Origin of the sequence: Stenotrophomonas terrae (assembly GCF_039674165.1) — a bacterium.
In the GTDB taxonomy this organism is placed as follows: Bacteria; Pseudomonadota; Gammaproteobacteria; order Xanthomonadales; family Xanthomonadaceae; genus Stenotrophomonas; species Stenotrophomonas terrae_A.
The window spans coordinates 15,546-33,436 of the sequence record NZ_JBDJMY010000017.1; the positions used below are offsets into that span (position 1 = coordinate 15,546).

Consider the following 17,891-nt stretch of genomic DNA (forward strand, 5'->3'; position numbering starts at 1 on the left):
CCGTGGGGCTTATCCCAAAGAGTCAGACGCCCATCATTGGCGTCGACATCAGTTCGACTGCGGTAAAGCTGTTGCAGCTTTCCCGCAGCGGTAACCGTTTCCGCGTGGAACATTACGCCGTGGAACCTCTTCCGCCGAATGCGGTGGTGGAGAAAAACATTGTCGAAGTTGAAGCAGTCGGCGAAGCGATTCGTCGGGCTGTTGCGCGTTCAGGCAGCAAGGCCAAGGGGGCGGCCGCCGCTGTTGCTGGTTCTGCGGTGATCACCAAGGTGATCCCGATGCCGGCGGATCTGGACGAAAACGACCTGGAAGCACAGGTCGAGCTGGAGGCGGTGAATTACATCCCGTACCCCATCGACGAAGTAAACCTCGATTTCGAAGTGCTGGGTCCAGTGCCGAACAATCCAGAAATGGTGCAGGTACTGCTGGCCGCTTCGCGCTCGGAGAACGTGGAGCTGCGCCAGTCCGCGCTGGAGCTGGGTGGGCTGACCGCCAAGGTGATGGATGTGGAGGCGTTCGCGATTGAGAACGCATTTGCATTGGTTGCCAGCGAACTGGCTGTACCCAGTGATGGCGTGGTGGCGCTGGTCGATATCGGCGCAACCATGACCACGCTCAACGTCCTGCGCGGCGGTCGCAGCCTGTACAGCCGCGAACAGGTGTTCGGCGGCAAGCAGCTCACCGACGAAGTAATGCGCCGTTACGGGCTGAGCTACGAGGAAGCCGGACTGGCCAAGCGCCAGGGGGGCTTGCCGGAGAGCTATGAGGTTGAAGTGCTGGAGCCGTTCAAGGAGGCGACAGTGCAGCAGATCAGCCGCCTGTTGCAGTTCTTCTATGCCGGCAGCGAGTTCAACCGTGTCGACCACATCGTGCTGGCGGGCGGTTGCGCTGCCTTGTCCGGTTTGCCGACCATGGTTGAAGAGCAGCTGGGCGTGGCCACATCGGTAGCCAATCCCTTGGCACAGATGACGCTGGGACCGAAGGTCCAGGCGCATGCACTGAACCAGGATGCACCGGCGCTGATGATCGCGACGGGTCTGGCCATGAGGGGGTTTGACTGATGGCACGGATAAACCTATTGCCGTGGCGCGAGGAGCGCCGCAAACAGCGTCAACGTGAGTTCTACGGGATGCTGGGCTTTGCCGCGCTCAGTGGCGTGGTGCTGTCGGGCTTGCTGTGGGTTTTCTTCAGCCAGCAGATCAGCGGGCAGAACGAGCGCAATGCCTACCTTGATGCGGAAATCGCCAAGGTGAAGGAGCAGAACAAGGAAATCGACCGCCTGGACGTGCAGAAAAAGCGTCTGCTCGACCGCAAGAAGGTGATCGAGGAACTGCAGGGCAAGCGTTCGCAGATGGTGCACCTGTTCGATTCGCTGGTGCGCACCATTCCCGATGGCGTGGTGCTGACCGCGTTGCAGCAGGAAGGCGATACGCTGACCCTGGAAGGCCGCACGCAGTCCAACGCCCGCGTCAGCGCCTATATGCGCAACCTCGAGACCTCCGGCTGGATGACCAGCCCGGAGCTGACCATCATCGAGGCGCGCGCCCAGGAAAAGACCGGCAGCGTTGTCGATATCAAGTCCTTGCCGTATGTGTTCACCCTCAAGGTGAAGTTGCCTACGCCGGGTGAAGGTCAGTCCGAGGACGGCGGTGTTGTCGTTGTCGACGCAGCTTCTACTCCGGCCCCGGCTGCCGCAGCGGTTGCTCCGGGTACAACGGCACCTGTCGTTCCTGCAGGCACGGCACCGGCCGCTCCTGTGGCCCCTGCTGCAGGGGCTGAGCAGCCCAAGGGCGAGACAGCACCGGCAGCGCCGGCGCAGAAGGAGGCGCGTTCGTGAGCAAGAAATTCAACGCCAAAGAGCTGGATTTCAACAATATCGGCGCCTGGCCACGCAACGCGAAGATCGTGTTCTGCGTGCTGCTGTCGCTGCTGATCATCGGCTTGTCGTACCTGCTGGTCGTCAGTGGCCAGCGCGAAGAGTTGGAGGGCCTGGTAAGCAAAGAGGCCACACTGCGCGATGAGTTCGAAAAAGAGCAGAAACGCGCAGCCAACCTGGAGCCGCTGAAGCTGCAGCTGGCGCAGATGGAGCAGGTGCTGCAGCAGATGCTGCGGCAGCTGCCCAGCAAGACCGAGATGCCGGACCTGATCATCGACGTTTCTCAGACCGCGTTGTCCAGCGGCTTGAACAACGAACTGTTCAAGCCCGGCGATGAGACCCTGAAGGAGTTCTACGCCGAGAAGCCGATCGCCCTGCGTCTGGTAGGCAGCTACCACCAGTTCGGTGCCTTCGTCAGCGGTGTGGCCTCGTTGCCGCGTGTGGTCATCCTGACCATGCACGACATCAACCTCAAGCCCAAGGGCGGGCAGGGCGTGATCACCCCCGGTGGTGCGCTGGAGTTGTCCGGCACGGTCAAGACCTATCGTTATCTGGATGACACCGAATTGGCTGAGCAGGAAAAGACGGCTGCCGCCGACGCCAAGAAAAAGGGAGGTAAGTGATCATGCGTAGAACTTCCTCCTTGGCGCTGGGCATGGTGTGTGTGTTGCTGATGGGCGGTTGCGCCCGTGGCATCACCAGCACACCGGGCGACGCGCCGAATCTTGAGAAATGGACTGCCGATGTACGCGCTCGTCCGGCCGAACCACTGCCGCCCTTGCCGGTGATGCAGCAGTTCGAAACATTTGAGTATTCGGCCCAAGGCTTGCGCGACCCATTCAGCGATGCCTGGGTATCCGATGACGGCAACAGCCAGTTGCGGCCAGATCCGAACCGTCGCAAGGAACCGCTCGAAGCGTTCCCGCTGGACAGCTTGGACATGGTTGGCACGATCGGTAACGGCGCTGCTGCCGTTGCACTGGTGATGGGGCCGGACAAGGTCACTTACCGTGTACGTCCAGGGGTGTACATGGGCCAGAGCGATGGTCGTGTCACCGGCGTACGCGAAGATGGGATCGAGTTGATTGAACTAGTGCCGGACGGTGCAGGTGGCTGGCTGGAACGCCCAGCCTCGCTTGCACTGGACGATCGTTGATTGATTAGGGGATAGCACGATGACTTTTACCAAAGCCCTGAGCCTGCGTCCCATCCGGCGCCATGCACTGGTCCGCGTCTGCGCCCTGGGAGTGGCGTTGGCAGCGGTGTGCGGCTCTTCCTTCGCAGCACAACCTGTTGCGGGTGTCGGCGGCGCTGCCGCAGCCACCCAGCAGGCAGTGAAGGCGGTTTCCGTTACCAAGATCGACTTCAAACGCGGCGATGACGGTACGGGACGGCTGATCATGCAGTTCGATGGCCAGGGTGCAAGCCCGGACCTGCGCAACCAGGGCAACAACGTCGTGATCGACGTTGGCAATGCCGTGTTGCCGGCTGAACTGCAGCGGCCGCTCAATGTGGTTGATTTTGCTACGCCGGTACAGCGCATTGACGCCAAGCCGTCCGGGCAGGGTTCGCAGCTGGTGCTCAGCACCAACGGCGCATTCGACTCGCTGGCCTACCAGACCGGCAATGAGTATGTGGTCGAGATCACTCCGCGCAAGGCCGACGTGGCTACCGGTGCGGTGACCTCCAAGACTGTCGCCCAGGCTGCTGCTACCGTGGCGGCGCGTGGTTACAGCGGGCGTCCGGTGACCTTCAACTTCCAGGACGTGCCGGTGCGCACCGTGCTGCAGTTGATTGCCGAGGAGTCCAATCTCAACGTGGTCGCCTCTGACACGGTGCAGGGCAATGTGACCCTGCGTCTGGTCAATGTGCCGTGGGACCAGGCACTGGACATCGTGCTGCGTGCCAAAGGCCTGGACAAGCGTCGTGATGGTGGCGTGGTCTGGGTTGCACCGCAGCCGGAGCTGGCCAAGTTCGAGCAGGACAAGGAAGATGCGCGCATCGCGATCGAGAACCGCTCGGATCTGATCACCGATTACGTGCAGATCAACTACCACAGCGCTACCACTATTTTCAAAGCACTGACCGAAGCCAAGGGCATCGGCGGCGGCGGTGGTGAGGGTGGTGGTGGCCAGAATGAGAATGGCTTCCTGTCGCCGCGTGGTCGCCTGGTTGCCGATGAGCGCACCAATACCTTGATGATCAGTGATATCCCGAAGAAGGTCGCGCAGATGCGTGAACTGATCGGTGTGATTGATCGTCCGGTGGATCAGGTGTTGATCGAAGGCCGCATCGTGATTGCCAACGACACCTTCGCCCGCGATCTGGGTGCGAAGTTCGGTATCGGCGGCAAGCGCACCTACAACGAAGGTGACAACGAGGCGACGATAGGCAGCACCACCAATGGGGTGGGTAACGCCAATCGTGGGCTCAACGTCAATCTGCCTGCGGGTAGCTTTACCACGGCCAATGGTTTGGGGCCGAGCCTTGCCTACACCTTGCTGGGTGCGAACTTCAATCTGGATCTGGAGTTGTCGGCATTGCAGGAGGAGGGGCGTGGTGAAGTCATTTCCAACCCGCGTATCGTCACCGCCAACCAGCGCGAGGGCGTGATCAAGCAGGGTAAGGAAATCGGTTATGTCACCATCACTGGCGGTTCCGGTGGTGTTGCAGCTACGCCGAACGTCCAGTTCAAGGAAGTGCTGCTGGAACTGAAGGTCACTCCGACCATCACCCAGGACAACCGTGTCTTCCTTAACATGAACGTGAAGAAGGACGAGGTCGATCGCTACCTGCCTGTCGCCAACTTCGGCGTGGTTCCGATCATCAATCGCCGTGAAATCAATACCGCGGTTCTGGTGGATGACGGTCAGACTGTGGTGATCGGTGGTGTATATGAGTTCACCGATCAGGAAAGCGTCAGCAAGGTCCCGTTCCTCGGCGATATCCCGTTCCTTGGCAATCTGTTCAAGAAGCGTGGTCGCAGCAAGGACAAGGCCGAACTGCTGGTCTTCGTGACCCCGAAGATCCTGCGCGTGGCCAAGGCCGCCCAGTAAGCACCTGTTACAGTTAAGGAAAAGGGCCGCGTATCGCGGCCCTTTTTTTTTTACTGGCCGGCGTTTGGAACCATTTCATCGTAGATCAGTCAAACTGCGCCTATGAACCTGCCTCCCCAACTGCCCAACCACGCTGATGCCCCGGTCCGCGACAGCGGCCTGCACCAGGAATTCACTGCATTGCGCGGCGCCTTGGCCGGCGAAATCGTTGGCCAGTCGTTGCTGGTCGACCGGTTGCTGACCGCCTTGCTGGCCGATGGCCACCTGTTGGTGGAAGGCGCGCCCGGGCTGGCCAAGACCACCGCCATCCGGGCGTTGGCCTCGCGGATCGATGCCAGCTTCGCGCGCATCCAGTTCACTCCGGACCTGCTGCCCGCCGACCTCACAGGTACCGATATCTGGCGCTCGCAGGAGGGCCGTTTCGAGTTCCAGGCCGGGCCCATCTTCCATCCGATCCTGCTGGCCGACGAAATCAATCGCGCCCCGGCCAAGGTACAGTCGGCCCTTCTCGAAGCGATGGGCGAGCGCCAGGTGACGGTTGGGCGCAACACCTATCCGTTGCCGGATGTGTTCCTGGTGATGGCAACGCAGAACCCGATCGAACAGGAGGGCACGTTCCCTCTGCCCGAGGCGCAGTTGGATCGCTTCCTGATGCATGTGCGCATCGGTTACCCGGACGCCAGCGCCGAAACCGAAATTCTGCGGCTGGCGCGTGAGCGCGCCCTGCGCGCAATGCGCCCGCAGCCCTCGACGACCGAGAAGATATCGCTGCAGAAGATCGAACAGGCGCGCCGTGAAGTGCTGGAGCTGCATATGGCGCCGCAGCTGGAGCGCTATCTGGTTGCGCTGGTTCTGGCATCGCGTGACGCCAGCGCCTATGACGCCAAGCTCGCCAAGCGCATCGCCTGGGGTGCAAGCCCGCGTGGCTCGATTGCGCTGGAGCGCTGTGCCCGTGCCCGTGCCTGGTTGGCCAACCGCGATTATGTAACCCCGGACGATATCCGCGGCGTCGCCGCGGATGTGCTGCGCCATCGCGTGCTGCCCAGTTACGAAGCCGCGGCCGAAGGTTGGGATGGTGAGCGCCTGGTGGCAGCCCTGCTTGAATGCGTGCCCCTGCCTTGAGGCCGGGTGTGCCAATGTTCGCCACAATTGAAATGACACGTGGTTTGCGCCCGCAGGCGGGCCTGCGATGACAGCGCCCGTGGCTAAACCTGCAGCGACGGCGACTGCAGCAGCCGAAGATGGCATCCGCCCGCAACTGGCCGAGCTGATCGCATTGCGCGGCGCGGCCAATGGCGGCAGAAAAGCTCGTCGCGGGCATTACGCGGTAAGCGGCCGCGCGGCATCCATGCTGCGTGGTCGCGGGATGGAATATGCCGAGTCGCGCGAATACGTGGCCGGCGATGATGCGCGGCATATCGACTGGAAACTCACCGCGCGTACCGATGCCACACACACCAAGACCTTCCAGACCGAGCGCGAGCGGGTCACCTTGTTGATCGCTGATACCGCGCCGGCTCTGTACTTCGGCACACGGGTCCGCTTCAAGTCGGTGCAGGCAGCGCGTGCAGGGGCGGTGGCTGCGTGGTCGGCATTGCGCGATGGTGATCGTATCGCGGCCCTGCGCGGTTCTCCGCAGCAGGCCTTGGTGCCGCCAGCAGGTGGCACCCGTGGGGTATTGCGGGCCCTGGATGCGCTGGTGCGTTGGTATGGCGAACGCCCAGCCGATGATGGCGGCTTGCAGCTGGCATTGGAGCAGGCTGCGCGAGTGCTGCATCCGGGCGCGCGTGCGGTGGTATTGGCCGATCCGATCAGCGCGCAGGCGGTGCCGGCCGTAACATGGTCGGCGCTGGCAATGCATGTGGAAGTGGAGTTGGTGTTGTTGCTCGATCCGCTGGAAGTTTCGCCACCGCACTGCGTGCTGCCACTGGCAACGCCGTCTGGCCGTGTGCAGCTGGACCTGACCGCGTCCAGTGTGCGCCAGGCCTGGCACGAAGCCTTGATTGGGCCGGTGGAGGACTTGTGCCGGCAGTTGCCCGGTCGTCGCATCCGCGTCAGCACGCTGCTTACCGATGATGCCAGTGATGCCTGGTTGGGCATGGCGCCGAACAGGAGCGTGGGCTGATGGCCGCACAATTGCCGTTGCGTGACGTGCACCTGCCGGCTGCGCCGGGGTGGTGGCCGCTGGCGCCAGGCTGGTGGCTGGTGATTGGCGCCGTGCTGCTGGTGGTACTGGTCGTGCTGGCGATCTATTTTTTCCGCCGGCGCAGAATGCAGCGTTGGATGGCCTTGTTTGATCGGCAGCTGCAGGCTGCAGCACAAGGCCCGGCGCAGCTGGCGGCGGCCTCGGAGTTGCTGCGGCGCGCGGCGCGACAGCTTGATCCGCAGGCGGTACAGCTGCAGGGCGAGGCATGGCTGCGTTTTCTCGACGGAGGCAATCGCAAGGATTTCAGCAGCGGCGCAGGCCGGCTGTTGCTGGACGGCGGTTTCCGCCCGCAGCTTGAAGGCGAGCAGATTGAACACGCCTGTCAGTTGGCGCGTGCCCGCTTTCTGGAATTGATGGCTGGGCGGCGCTGATGCAGGACATTCTCGCAAGCGGATTGAGCCTGTTGCCGAACTTCGCCTGGCCGTGGGCGTGGCTGGCTCTGCCATTGCCGTTGTTGATGCTGTTGTGGCCGCTGCGCGAAGAGAACGGCGCCGCCCTGCGCGTGCCCTACGAGCCGGCGCGTCTGCAACTGCAGGCCTCCTCGCGCACTGCGGCGATGCTGCAGATGCTGCTGCTGTGGTTGGCTTGGCTTTGCCTGTGCGCAGCGCTGGCGCGGCCGCAGCATCTGGGCGAACCGATCGAACCGCCCCGGCAGGCGCGGCAGATGATGCTGGCGGTGGACTTGTCCGGCAGCATGAGCGAGCCGGACATGCAGCTCGGCGGCCAGGTCGTGGACCGGCTTACCGCCGCCAAGGCGGTGCTGGCGGATTTCCTCGAACGCCGCGAAGGCGATCGTATTGGGCTGCTGGTGTTCGGCCAGCGCGCCTATGCCTTGACGCCCCTCACGGCCGACCGCGCCACCGTGCGTGATCAGCTGCGCGACAGTGTGGTGGGGTTGGCTGGGCGCGAGACCGCATTGGGCGATGCGATTGCGTTGTCGGTAAAGCGCCTGCGCGAGCAGCCGCAGGGCCAGCGCGTGGTGATCGTGCTCACCGATGGCGTCAATACCGCAGGTGTACTGGAGCCGTTGAAGGCTGCCGAACTGGCCAAGGCCGAAGGCGTGCGGGTCTACACCATCGCCTTTGGTGGCAGCGGCGGTATGTCCCTGTTCGGCGTGCAGCTGCCCGGTGCCGACGACCAGGTCGACGAAGCCACCTTGACCAAGGTTGCCAGCGAAACCGGCGGGCGTTTCTTCCGTGCCCGCGATACCGAAGAGCTGGTCAAGATCTATGCCGAGCTGGATCGGCTGGAACCGGTGAAGGATGCCGGGCCAGCGGTTCGTCCGCGCATTGAACGCTATCCCTGGCCCTTGGCATTGGCCTTGATACTGGGTGTGCTGGGACTGGCGTGGCGGGGGTTGCGGTCATGATCAACTGGCAGGATCTGCATTTTCTGCGGCCGGAATGGTTGTGGGCCTTGTTGCTGGTGCCGGCCGCCGTGCTGGGCGGTTGGTGGCGGCGTCATCGCAGCGCACGTTGGCATGAGGCGGTGGATCCGCATTTGCTCGCGCACTTGGTCAGCGATGGCCGCAAGCGCGGACGCTGGGGCAGCGTTGCGATTGCGCTTGGCTTGACCCTGGCGGCACTGGCGCTGGCGGGGCCGAGTTGGTGGCAACTGGAACAACCGCTGTGGGAGTCGAAGACACCGCTGGTGATCGTGCTGGATCTGTCCAGCAGCATCCGCGCCACCGATCTGCCGCCATCACGGCTGCTGCAGGCACGGGCCAAGCTGGCCAGCCTGCTGCGCGAGCGGAAAGGCGGCGAAGTGGCGCTGGTCGCATTTGCCTGGGAGCCGTTTACCGTGGCGCCGTTGACCGACGATGCGGCCAATGTCGCCTTGTTCCTCGATGCACTGGCGCCTGAAGTGATGCCGGTCGATGGACAGCGCCCGGACAAGGCACTGCAGTGGGCCGGTGATCTGCTGAAACAATCCGGCGCGCGCAATGGCGAGATCCTGCTGTTGACTGATCATGCCGACGCAGCGGCCCTGGCCGAGGCTGCCAGGCTGCGGGTGGCGGGCTACAGGGTTTCGGCGATTGGTCTGGGCAGCCTGCAAGGTGCGTCTTACCGCGATCCGCGCGGTGCGATCGAGCAGGCGCATCTGGATGAAACTTCGCTGCGGGCGCTGGCTACGGCCGGTGGCGGCGGCTATCAGCGTATTTCCAATACCTCGGCGGATCTGCAGGCCTTGGGTGTGCTGGAACCGCAGGCCGGCGCGCAGGATCGCGAGCTGCAGGCCAGCAGTGGCAAGCAATGGCAGGACGAAGGCTATTGGCTGTTGCCACCGTTGCTGTTGTTGGCACTGTTCGCATTCCGCCGCCCGCGCCGGGTAATGCCGGTGCTGGCCTTGTGCCTGTTGTTGCCGATACTGCAGCCGGCACACGCGGCCGAGCCTGGCGGTTGGTGGCAACGCGCCGATCAGCGCCAGCACCAGCGCCTGGGCGAAGGCGTTGATGCCTATCGAGTCGGCGATTTCGCCACCGCGCAGAAGAAGTTCGAAGGTATCGACAGCGACCAGGGCTGGTACAACCTGGGCAATGCGCTTGCTCGCCAAGGCAAGTACGACGAAGCCATTCAGGCCTACGACCGCGCCTTGAAGGCGCATCCTGGCATGCAGGATGCGCTGGCCAACCGTGCGGCGGTGGATGCCGCGCGCAAGCGCAAGTCGCAGCAGGGCCACCAGGGCCAGCAGGGCAACCAGTCCAATCCTTCCAAGCCGCAGCAGGGCAAGGATCAGCCCGGGCAACAGGGCCAGCAGCAGAACCCCTCGCAGCAGAACCAGCAGGGTCAGCAGGGTCAGCAACCCGGGCAGCAGGGTCAGCCGCAGAATGGGCAAACGGGCCAGCCGTCGACCCCGGCGCAACAAGGCCAGCGGCCCGCCGAGCAGAATCCGTCGCGGGACGGCAGCCGGTCGCCGGACAAGAGCGATCAGGCGCCGCAGAGCGAAGATGCCGGCAGGCAGCAGCAGGCCGACCAGGCCCAGCGCCAGCGCATGGCCGAGGCGATGCGCCAGCAGCAGGCGGGCGAGGGTGAGCAGCAGGACGGCGCCGTGGCTGCGGCGATGACGCCGGCCCAGCGCGAGCAGCAACAGGCCGTCGAGGCCTGGATGCAGCGGGTGCCGGACGAACCCGGTGATTTGTTGAAAGCAAAGTTCCAGCTCGAGTACGAGCGACGGATGCGGGAAAAACGATGACAAGCAAGCACCCATCCCTCTCTCTGCAGCGATGGCTGTTGCTGAGCCTGCTGGTCTTCAGCGGCCTGCTGCAGGCACAGACCCGTGCCTGGCTGGATCGCGACAGCATCACCCAGGCCGAGAGCATCACCCTCACCATCGAGACCGACCAGTCCGGCACGCCGGATTACACGCCATTGCAGGCGGATTTCACCCTGAGCGCGCAGAGCAGCAGCCGCCAACTGCAGATGGGCGGCGGTGCTACCCGCAACAGCGCGCAGTACGCGGTGACGCTGACGCCACGGCGCACCGGCATGCTGGATATACCCGCCCTGCGGGTTGGCAACGCCAGCACGACACCCTTGCTGGTGAAGGTGGAAGCGGCGCTGATGGCCAGCCGCGACAGCAATGCTCTGGCCTTCATCGAAACCGAGGTCGATGACAAACAGCCTTACGTGCAGCAGAGCGTGGGGGTGGTGGTGCGGCTGTACTTCGCCACCCAGCTGGCGTCCGGCGAATTGGTACTGGATACACCGGCAGCGGCCTCGCTGCAGCGCGTTGGTGATGACCGCACCTCCGTACGCGAAGTCAACGGACGCCGCTACAACGTGGTGGAGCGACGCTTTTTGTTGATTCCCGAACGCAGCGGGCCATTGCAGCTGGCGGGCGCACGCTTCAGCGGGCAAGGCGCGGGTGGGTTCTTCGATGACTTCTTTGGCCGCGACAACGGCCAGCTCAGCGCCCGCGGCGCGGACCAGACCCTGCAGATACGGGCCACGCCTGCCGATGCGCCGCAACCCTGGCTGCCATTGAAGAACCTGCAGCTGCGCTATACCGCTGCGCCCAACAGTGGGCGAACAGGCGAGGCCATCGCCATCGAAGTGGAGGCCATCGCCAGCGGGGCGACCAAGGCGCAGTTCCCGGAACTGCCGGTCCCTTCGCTGGGTGACAGCGCACAGGTGTTCGCCGAACCGCCGCAATACGATGAAACCTTCGAAGGCGCCAGCCCGCAGTTGAAGCTGACCCGGCGCTATTCGATCGTGCCGCAACAGACCGGCGCATTGAGCGTGCCGGGTATCCAGATGGCGTGGTGGGATGTGGCTGCCGGGCAGGCGCGCACCACGTCGCTACCGGCGCTGAATCTGCAGATTGCCCAAGGCAGCAACAGCGGCATGGTGCCACCGCCATTGGCACAGCCGGCGGCGGCCGGTTCGCCGGCCCTGTCGGGCACGGCGCTGCCTGCCGCAGGCGACCCTGGCAACACCTGGCTGTGGCCGGCACTGGCAGCCGGTTTTGCCCTGTTGTGGCTGGCAACCCTGATCTGGGGACTGTCGCGCCGGCGCACGCCGGTGGTCGCCCATGGCACGCGCGCCGCCAATGCCACTGCGCCGGTTTCGGCTTACGGCATCGCCGATCTGCGGCGTGCGCTGGATGCGGGCAGCCTCGACGAGGTGGCGCATATCCTTGCAGCGATGGCCGGAGTGGATGGCCTGGATGCGGTGTTGGACAGATTGGATGACCCGGCCCAGCGCGAGGCCCTGCACCGCATGCAGCGCGCACGTTGGGGCGGCGAGGGTGATGTGACTGCCGCCCGCGCCCGTCTGCGCGAGGTGTTCAAGGCGGGCCCACGTTGGCGGCAAACCGCCGTGGTTGAGAAACCGCTGTTGGACCCTCTTTATCCGGGACAAAGCTGAAAAGGGTGGCTGTACACCGTCTGTTAAGCTGATTCATTCTCCGAGGAAGCCCACCTATGGCCAATGCAGCAAAGACCACAGCCAAGATGCCGTTCCACTGGAAGATAGGGATCGGCTTCGGCGTCGGCCTGCTGCTGGGTCTGGTGGTGCACCTGGTCAGTCCGGATGCGGCCTGGGTACATACGGTAACCACCTATCTGACCACGCCGGTTTCCGGGCTGTTCCTGAGCCTGATTTTCATGCTCATCGTGCCCCTGATCTTCTCGGCGCTGGTGATGGGCGTGTCGGAGATGGGCGACATCCGCGCGCTGGGGCGCATCGGCTGGAAATCGCTGGCTTACACCATCGTGCTGTCGGGTGTGGCGGTATTGATTGGCCTGGTGCTGGTCAATCTGTTTCAGCCAGGGGCGGGCGTTGATCCGGCGGTGGCGGCCAAGCTGCTGGCCGAGAACGCCGAACGCAGCAAGGCGATTGTGGCCGGTGCCGGCACCGCGCCCAAGGGCCTGGACATGCTGCTGTCGATCGTGCCGAACAACGTCATCGATGCGGCTTCGGACAACGGCAAGATCCTTTCGCTGATGTTCTTTGCATTGATGCTCGGTATCGGCATGGTGCTGTCGCCGGCCGAGAAAGTGGCCACGCTGCGCAAAACGATCGAAGGCCTGTTCGAGATCTCGATGACCCTGATCAATCTGGTCATCCGCCTGGCGCCGTATGCGGTGGCCTGCTTCATGTTCAATCTGGCCGCTATCTTCGGCTTTGACCTGCTGATCAAGCTCGGCGCCTATGTAGGCGTGGTGGTGCTGGCGCTGGCCACCCATATGTTTGTCAGCTACGGCATCGCGGTGAAGCTGGCCGGGCGCTCGCCGATCCAGTTCTTCCGGCAGACGCAGGAAGCCACGGTGATGGCGTTCTCCACCGCCTCGTCCAATGCCACCTTGCCGACCGCGTTGCGGGTGGCAGACCAGATGGGTTTCCCGCACAAGGTTTCGCGCTTCGTGCTGACGGTGGGTGCCACCGCCAACCAGAACGGCACGGCCTTGTTTGAAGGTGTGACGGTGATCTTCCTGGCACAGTTCTTCGGCGTGGACCTGAGCATCGGCCAGCAGTTCATGGTGATGGTGGTCTGCATCCTCGGCGGCATCGGTACCGCTGGTGTGCCCTCCGGCTCGCTGCCGGTGGTGGCGCTGATCTGCGCCATGGTCGGGGTCAACCCGGCCGGTATCGGCCTGATCCTGGGCGTGAACCACTTCCTGGACATGTGCCGTACCGCGCTGAACGTGACCGGCGACCTGGCCCTGACCACCCTGGTGGCGCGCGGCGAGAGCGACGAAAGCGTCGGCCGGCATCATCCGCAGGATTGAGCTTGTTTGCCGCGTTCCAGTGAGAGACGGCCACCCTGAACAGGGTGGCCGTTTTGCTTGGGGCGTATTTCTCTCAGGCGAAACGAATACAAACTACCGTCAGCTTTTACGGACTGATCCCGGCGGTAGCTTGTGGGACAATAGGCCGCCCGCAGTTCCGCGGGAGCCTCCTGATTCTGACGACCCATGACGCAGCCCACCCGCCGCCAGTTGGCGAACGCCATCCGTTTCCTTGCCGCTGATGCGGTAGAAGCCGCCAAGTCCGGTCATCCCGGCATGCCGATGGGCATGGCCGATATCGCCGAAGTGCTCTGGAACGACTATCTCCGTCACAACCCGAACAACCCGAAGTGGTTCAACCGCGACCGTTTCGTGCTGTCCAACGGTCACGGCTCGATGCTGCACTACGCGCTGCTGCACCTGAGTGGCTACGACCTGCCGATCGAAGAACTGAAGGCCTTCCGCCAGCTGGGCAGCAAGACTGCCGGCCACCCGGAGCGTCATGAAACCCCGGGTATTGAAACCACCACCGGCCCGTTGGGTCAGGGCCTGGCCAATGCTGTCGGTTTCGCGCTGGCGGAAAAGCTGCTGTCGCAGCGCTACAACCGCCCCGAGTTCGAAGTCGTCGATCACCGCACCTGGGTGTTCATGGGCGATGGTTGCCTGATGGAAGGCATCTCCCACGAAGCCGCCTCGCTGGCCGGCACCTGGGGCCTGAGCAAGCTGGTCTGCTTCTGGGACGACAACAACATCTCCATCGACGGTGAAGTGGAAGGCTGGTTCACCGACAACACCCCGGCACGTTTTGAAGCCTATGGCTGGAACGTGGTGCGCGACGTTGACGGCCACGACCCGGAAAGCATCAAGGCCGGCATCGAGCAGGCGCTGTCGCAGTTCGACAAGCCGACCCTGATCTGCTGCAAGACCACCATTGGTTTTGGCTCGCCGAACAAGGCCGGCCAGGAATCCAGCCACGGCGCACCGCTGGGCAAGGACGAACTGGAAGCCACCCGCAAGGCGCTGAACTGGCAGTACGGCCCGTTCGAGATCCCGGAAGAGATCTATGGCGGCTGGCGCGCTGGCGGTACCGGCACCCTGCGTCAGGCCGAATGGGAGCAGCTGTTCGACAAATACGCTGCACAGTTCCCGGCCGATGCCGACGAACTGACCCGTCGTTCGCACGGCGAACTGCCGGCCGACTTCATTGCCCAGGCCGATGCCTACATCGCCCAGGTGCAGGCCGAAGCGCCGAACATCGCCTCGCGCAAGGCCTCGCAGAACGCCATCCAGGCCTTCGCACCGCTGCTGCCGGAAATCATCGGCGGCTCGGCTGACCTGGCCGGTTCCAACCTGACCCTGTGGAAGGGTGCGCAGACCGTGGTCGGTGAAGACCCGCATGCCAACTACGTGCACTACGGCGTGCGTGAGTTCGGCATGAGCGCCATTGCCAATGGCCTGGCCCTGCACGGCGGCTTCCTGCCGTTCGACGCCACCTTCCTGGTGTTCAGCGACTACGCCCGCAACGCGCTGCGCATGAGCGCGCTGATCCCGGCGCACGTCATCCACGTGTTCACCCACGACTCGATCGGTCTGGGCGAAGACGGCCCGACCCACCAGCCGGTGGAGCACGTGTCCTCGCTGCGTTATATCCCCAACAACGATGTGTGGCGTCCCTGCGATGCGGCCGAATCGGCGGTCAGCTGGAAGGCTGCCATCGTCCGCAAGGATGGCCCGAGCTGCCTGATCTTCAGCCGCCAGAACCTGGCCCCGCAGCCGCGTACGGCCGAGCAGGTGCAGCAGATCGAACGCGGTGGTTACGTGCTGGCTGATGCCGCCGGTACCCCGGACGTGATCCTGATCGGCACCGGTTCGGAAATTGGTCTGGCCGTGGCCGCCAAGGCCGAGCTGGACGCTGCCGGCATCAAGACCCGCGTGGTGTCGATGCCGTGCACCGACGTGTTCGATCGCCAGGACGCGGCTTACCGCGAATCCGTGCTGCCGAACGCCGTGCGCAAGCGCGTTGCGGTCGAAGCCGGCGTCACCGGTTTCTGGCGCCAGTATGTGGGCCTGGACGGTGCGGTTATCGGTCTGGACACCTTCGGCGCATCGGCCCCGGCCGACAAGCTGTACAAGCACTTCGGCATCACCACCGAAGCGGTTGTGGCAGCGGCCAAGGCGCTGACCGCGAACTGATCGCATTGCATCGCAAGTATTGAAAAAAGGCCGGGGAAACCCGGCCTTTTTTTTCACCCCTGTAGTGCCGAGCCATGCTCGGCAGAGGTTTTACCAGCCAAAGCTGCCCTCACCCCAACCCCTCTCCCGCAAGCGGGAGAGGGGCCAAAGCGGTAGTGCCGAGCCATGCTCGGCAGGGCCTTCCCGGTATTCCAACCCATTGCAGGAGCGGCGTAAGCCGCGAAGCTCAGAGCCCCTGGCTATCGATGGCCTTGCCGATTGTCAGCTTCGCGGCTTACGCCGCTCCCACAAAATCAGCCTTCTCAGCACCCGATCAGGTGGCGATGCACACCATCAAGCTTTCGCCGCACTCCGTGCCAGACCAACCCGCAGCAGCCCAGCATTGAGTCTTTCGCCAAAACTGCGCGGACGCTCCAGTCCCATCCGTTGCATATACATCGCATCGTTCTCGGCAGGTGGCTGGCGCATTGCTGCGACTACGGTACGTAGCTTGCCCATGGGTGTGGCAGTCGCCGATTTCAGCCAGCCCAGTGCCCGCACCAGGTCCTGTTCGACAGCATCGAAGTCACTACCGAGGGGATAGTCGGGCAGGCTGCCATCCGTACGGAACGGAGCCAATGCCGCGCGCAGCACCTCGGCACGATTCTGTTGCCAGTGTGCTGGCGCACTGAAATTGGCTGCGAGCTTCTTCGAGGCCTTGGCTTGTTCCAACAGCGCCGGCTGGAAGGCCGCATCGGTGATGCTGCTCATCGCGACGACGCAGTCTTCGTCGGTCATGTTGCGCAGGTCGGCAATGCCGTACTCGTTGACGAAGACGTCGCGCAGATGGCGGGGGATGGTGGTGTGGCCGTAGTTCCAGCGCACGTTGGATTGCGCCTTTCCGCCGTCTTCGCGCACCGCGCGGAACATCAAAATGCTGCGTGCGTCGGGCAGGGCATGTGCCATCGCCACGAAGTTGTACTGGCCGCCGACGCCGGACACCACGCGGCCGTCTTCCAGTGCATCGGACGCGGCTGCACCGAGCGCGCTGGCAATCATGCAGGAGTTGAAGAAGCGCGCATCGCGGCGCTGCAGCCGCTCCAGCGCTTCGTTGCCGCCGTACAACTGGTTGATCTCACTGATGCGGCGCATGCCGATGGCGTTGCGTTCGGCCTCGGGCAGCTTGCGTAGCCAGTCGTAGAATTCGGACGAACCCAGGTAGAAGGCGCCGTGCAGGTATTCGCCTTCGCGTGCTAGGCGGCCGCGGTCGCCGTTGCTGGCGGTGCCGTCGGCCAGCCGTTGCATCAGCTCGATGTCGTCGTGCACCTTGCGCCAGATCACGCCGGTCTGCACCAGCTTGCGGAAGCCTTCGTTGAGCATTTCGCTGCAGCCGTACAGGCCGATTTCAAACGGCCCCAGCCCGCCGGCTTCGCGCACCAGCGGATGTTCGGCGAGCTGTGGATCCAGCGCATGCAGAATCTGCCGATAGCGCGCGTTGTCGGTATGGCGCAATACAAGCGCGTGGCTGAGTGCATCGGCCAGGGTGCCGATGCCGATCTGCAAGGTGCCGCCATCGCGGACCAAGGTGCTGGCATACAGGCCGATGGCGTAGTCGGCATCGCTGACTGGTTGCCGAGGCAGACCGAACAGCTGCGGATAGGGGCCGGGCGGGGTGATGACCAGATCGAAGAAATCCGGATCGACCGCAGCGGTTCCACCCAGCCATGGTAATTGCGGATCAATCTCGGCGATCAACAGCGGCTTGGGCAGCCCGCGTGCGGCGATGGCATCCAGCGTGTCCTGGGTGATGTCGTTGTTGCACGACAGCGATAGCTGATTGCTGCCTTCGCGCCAGGCGACTTTCTGCACGATGGCATTGGGCGCGCGTTGCGCCACGGCATCGGCGGCATGCGTGTAGTTCAGGCTGGTGTAGTAGCGCTGCGCCTGCGTCGAGCGCAACAGCGCGCCCGATTGCATATAGAACTCTTCCACCTGTACATGCGCGGGCAGGGCGTCGCGCATGATTGCGTCCGAGTAGGCCAGGCGCGGGAAGTCCTTGCCGAAGTGACGCTCCACGAACGGGCGCATGAAGCGCGCTTCCAGGCCATCGCCCTTTGCTTGTGGCGGATTCAGCGACAGTGCGGTGTACAGCTGCAGCGGCCGCGCCGGGTCGTGTTCTATGCGCGCGTACAGGGCATTGAGCAAACGATGGGGCTTGCCGAGCGCCAGCGGTGCGCCGATGCGCAGGGGGCCTTGGATGTTGCTCAGCAGCCAGTCCACGGCGGCATCGAGGTCGGTCACGTGATGGGGCATGGTGTCCGGTATGTGCGGGGGTGCGGGCATTACAGCATG

The 17,891-nt window shown here is 63.9% G+C and carries 14 protein-coding genes; 13 read left to right on the forward strand and 1 reads right to left on the reverse strand.

What is annotated here, in order from left to right; genetic code table 11:
• Positions 1 to 2 precede the first annotated feature (2 nt).
• From ABE493_RS09785 to tkt, 13 genes are all read left to right on the forward strand, one after another.
• Positions 3 to 1,061, forward strand: a complete 1,059-nt coding sequence (locus ABE493_RS09785; RefSeq protein ID WP_346498741.1) for a pilus assembly protein PilM — start codon at positions 3 to 5, stop codon at positions 1,059 to 1,061.
• Positions 1,061 to 1,837 carry a PilN domain-containing protein gene (locus ABE493_RS09790; protein WP_346498742.1) on the forward strand — a complete coding sequence of 259 codons (777 nt, stop codon included), beginning with the start codon at positions 1,061 to 1,063 and terminating at the stop codon, positions 1,835 to 1,837. The genes ABE493_RS09785 and ABE493_RS09790 overlap by 1 nt, the downstream gene beginning before the upstream one ends.
• Positions 1,834 to 2,499, forward strand: a complete 666-nt coding sequence (locus ABE493_RS09795; protein ID WP_346498743.1) for a type 4a pilus biogenesis protein PilO — start codon at positions 1,834 to 1,836, stop codon at positions 2,497 to 2,499. Before ABE493_RS09790 ends, ABE493_RS09795 begins: the two co-directional genes overlap by 4 nt.
• Positions 2,500 to 2,501: 2 nt before the next feature.
• Complete coding sequence (locus tag ABE493_RS09800) at positions 2,502 to 3,032, forward strand: pilus assembly protein PilP (RefSeq protein WP_430980750.1); 531 nt, start codon at positions 2,502 to 2,504, stop codon at positions 3,030 to 3,032.
• Positions 3,033 to 3,051: 19 nt separating this feature from the next.
• The gene (locus ABE493_RS09805) at positions 3,052 to 4,932 is read left to right on the forward strand and encodes a type IV pilus secretin PilQ (protein WP_346498744.1); all 1,881 of its coding nucleotides are present in this window, start codon (positions 3,052 to 3,054) and stop codon (positions 4,930 to 4,932) included.
• 102 nt (positions 4,933 to 5,034) lie between these two features.
• Positions 5,035 to 6,054, forward strand: a complete 1,020-nt coding sequence (locus ABE493_RS09810; protein WP_346498745.1) for an AAA family ATPase — start codon at positions 5,035 to 5,037, stop codon at positions 6,052 to 6,054.
• A gap of 67 nt (positions 6,055 to 6,121) precedes the next feature.
• Positions 6,122 to 7,057 (forward strand): DUF58 domain-containing protein, encoded by a 936-nt coding sequence (locus ABE493_RS09815; protein WP_346498746.1) that lies wholly within the window; start codon positions 6,122 to 6,124, stop codon positions 7,055 to 7,057.
• Positions 7,054 to 7,509, forward strand: a complete 456-nt coding sequence (locus tag ABE493_RS09820; RefSeq protein ID WP_430980754.1) for a DUF4381 domain-containing protein — start codon at positions 7,054 to 7,056, stop codon at positions 7,507 to 7,509. The genes ABE493_RS09815 and ABE493_RS09820 overlap by 4 nt, the downstream gene beginning before the upstream one ends.
• The gene (locus ABE493_RS09825; protein WP_346498748.1) at positions 7,509 to 8,507 is read left to right on the forward strand and encodes a vWA domain-containing protein; all 999 of its coding nucleotides are present in this window, start codon (positions 7,509 to 7,511) and stop codon (positions 8,505 to 8,507) included. Before ABE493_RS09820 ends, ABE493_RS09825 begins: the two co-directional genes overlap by 1 nt.
• Positions 8,486 to 10,330 (forward strand): vWA domain-containing protein, encoded by a 1,845-nt coding sequence (locus ABE493_RS09830; protein WP_430980751.1) that lies wholly within the window; start codon positions 8,486 to 8,488, stop codon positions 10,328 to 10,330. Before ABE493_RS09825 ends, ABE493_RS09830 begins: the two co-directional genes overlap by 22 nt.
• On the forward strand, positions 10,327 to 12,003 hold the full coding sequence (locus ABE493_RS09835) for a BatD family protein (RefSeq protein ID WP_346498750.1): 1,677 nt from the start codon (positions 10,327 to 10,329) through the stop codon (positions 12,001 to 12,003). Before ABE493_RS09830 ends, ABE493_RS09835 begins: the two co-directional genes overlap by 4 nt.
• Before the next feature lie 56 nt (positions 12,004 to 12,059).
• On the forward strand, positions 12,060 to 13,367 hold the full coding sequence (locus tag ABE493_RS09840) for a dicarboxylate/amino acid:cation symporter (protein ID WP_346498751.1): 1,308 nt from the start codon (positions 12,060 to 12,062) through the stop codon (positions 13,365 to 13,367).
• A 186-nt stretch (positions 13,368 to 13,553) separates the two neighbouring features.
• Positions 13,554 to 15,560 carry a transketolase gene (gene tkt / locus ABE493_RS09845; RefSeq protein WP_346498752.1) on the forward strand — a complete coding sequence of 669 codons (2,007 nt, stop codon included), beginning with the start codon at positions 13,554 to 13,556 and terminating at the stop codon, positions 15,558 to 15,560.
• 333 nt (positions 15,561 to 15,893) lie between these two features.
• On the opposite strand, the gene ABE493_RS09850 is transcribed toward tkt, so the two are convergent.
• On the reverse strand, positions 15,894 to 17,852 hold the full coding sequence (locus tag ABE493_RS09850; protein WP_346498753.1) for an acetyl-CoA hydrolase/transferase C-terminal domain-containing protein: 1,959 nt from the start codon (positions 17,850 to 17,852) through the stop codon (positions 15,894 to 15,896).
• Between the last annotated feature and the right edge of the window lie 39 nt (positions 17,853 to 17,891).

Coding starts and splice junctions, on each gene's coding strand:
- ABE493_RS09850 (WP_346498753.1), bottom strand. CDS start 17,852: ATGCCCCATCACGTGACCGACCTCGATGCCGCCGTGGACTGGCTGCTG.
- ABE493_RS09800 (WP_430980750.1), top strand. CDS start 2,502: ATGCGTAGAACTTCCTCCTTGGCGCTGGGCATGGTGTGTGTGTTGCTG.
- ABE493_RS09790 (WP_346498742.1), top strand. CDS start 1,061: ATGGCACGGATAAACCTATTGCCGTGGCGCGAGGAGCGCCGCAAACAG.
- ABE493_RS09815 (WP_346498746.1), top strand. CDS start 6,122: ATGACAGCGCCCGTGGCTAAACCTGCAGCGACGGCGACTGCAGCAGCC.
- ABE493_RS09825 (WP_346498748.1), top strand. CDS start 7,509: ATGCAGGACATTCTCGCAAGCGGATTGAGCCTGTTGCCGAACTTCGCC.
- ABE493_RS09835 (WP_346498750.1), top strand. CDS start 10,327: ATGACAAGCAAGCACCCATCCCTCTCTCTGCAGCGATGGCTGTTGCTG.
- tkt (WP_346498752.1), top strand. CDS start 13,554: ATGACGCAGCCCACCCGCCGCCAGTTGGCGAACGCCATCCGTTTCCTT.
- ABE493_RS09810 (WP_346498745.1), top strand. CDS start 5,035: ATGAACCTGCCTCCCCAACTGCCCAACCACGCTGATGCCCCGGTCCGC.
- ABE493_RS09840 (WP_346498751.1), top strand. CDS start 12,060: ATGGCCAATGCAGCAAAGACCACAGCCAAGATGCCGTTCCACTGGAAG.
- ABE493_RS09805 (WP_346498744.1), top strand. CDS start 3,052: ATGACTTTTACCAAAGCCCTGAGCCTGCGTCCCATCCGGCGCCATGCA.